General features: G+C 33.2%; 1 protein-coding gene. It reads right to left on the bottom strand.

From position 1 onward, the window contains the following. Positions 1-133: 133 nt before the first annotated feature. Positions 134-1,141, bottom strand: a complete 1,008-nt coding sequence (locus R6X41_RS19725) for an IS5 family transposase (protein WP_318502073.1) — start codon at positions 1,139-1,141, stop codon at positions 134-136. Between the last annotated feature and the right edge of the window lie 17 nt (positions 1,142-1,158).

The following is a 1,158-nucleotide window of genomic DNA, read 5'->3' as shown; positions in this document are numbered from 1 at the left end:
AAGACCGTTGCAATATTTAATAATTTTCTAAGTTCCATGTTTTTTAAATGGATTTGACTTACTTTTTATCTTAAAAAAAAGATTTTTGTACTATTTCTTGATTTTATAGGTCTTTCTATTAGTGCTTTTTTTCTTAATTTTTATAATTAGACGCAATTATCCCTGGGCTTCGGTACAAGTTATAGCATATGGCTTCCATTAGATTTTGGGTATGCATTTTTTCCATACCTCGGTATCTTGCTAATCCTCCATTAAACCACCTCTTTATTCCTCCAAATGTACGCTCTACTTTAAATCTTGTTTTGCCTATTAATTTATTAAATTTCTTCTCCCAGTAAGTGAGTGGTTTGTTCTTTTTCGCTTTTTTTAGAATATGATTTTTAAGATTTCTTTCTTTTAACAAGTCTGCATTTTTATTTGATTGATAGCCTTTGTCTGCTTTTAAAGGAATGTCTTTGGGTAAATCTATGTTCACGGTTTCCAGTACAGCTTCTAAATTTGCTATTTCATTTTTACTTGCAGTGGTGGTTAATACTCCTATTACAAGTCCTTCTTGATCTGTAACATGGTGCTTTTTAAAACCAAAATGATATTTACCTCTTTTCTTTAACCAAGTACCATCTTTATCTACGCTTTGTGCATATTCCTTTTTTACTGCTATTTCTTCCTCTTTACGGTCTTCGGTAACCTGATGATTGGTCTTTCCTTTTGGTCGCAGTGGAGTGTCTATTACACTTGCGTCCACTATAATGCCTTTTTTAACAATAATTTGCTGCGCTTCTAGTTGGGCATTGATACAGCTAAAAAGTGTCTCAAAGGTTTTTGTTTTGGTAAGTGCTGTCCTAAATCTACTTAAAGTACTGTGGTCGGGAGCAACCTGATCGATGTTCATCCCACAAAAATAACTAAATGAGATACTATCATTCAAGCGATCTTCAACCTCATAATCACTCAACCCATACCAGCTTTGTAAAAGACACATTTTAAATAGTAATAGACCACTATACGAAGGTTTGCCTACGGCACTTTCACCTTTACAATAACTAGAATCTATTACTTTTTCGATTTTAGCCCAATCGATTAACTCATTTATCTGACTAAAAAATGTTGCTTTTATCTTTCTTGATCGTAAATCGCAAATGCTGTCCGCTAAGGTTG

This window comes from Formosa sejongensis (assembly GCF_033447105.1).
Taxonomy (GTDB): domain Bacteria; phylum Bacteroidota; class Bacteroidia; order Flavobacteriales; family Flavobacteriaceae; genus Formosa.
This window is presented reverse-complemented; position numbering and strand designations above follow the sequence as displayed.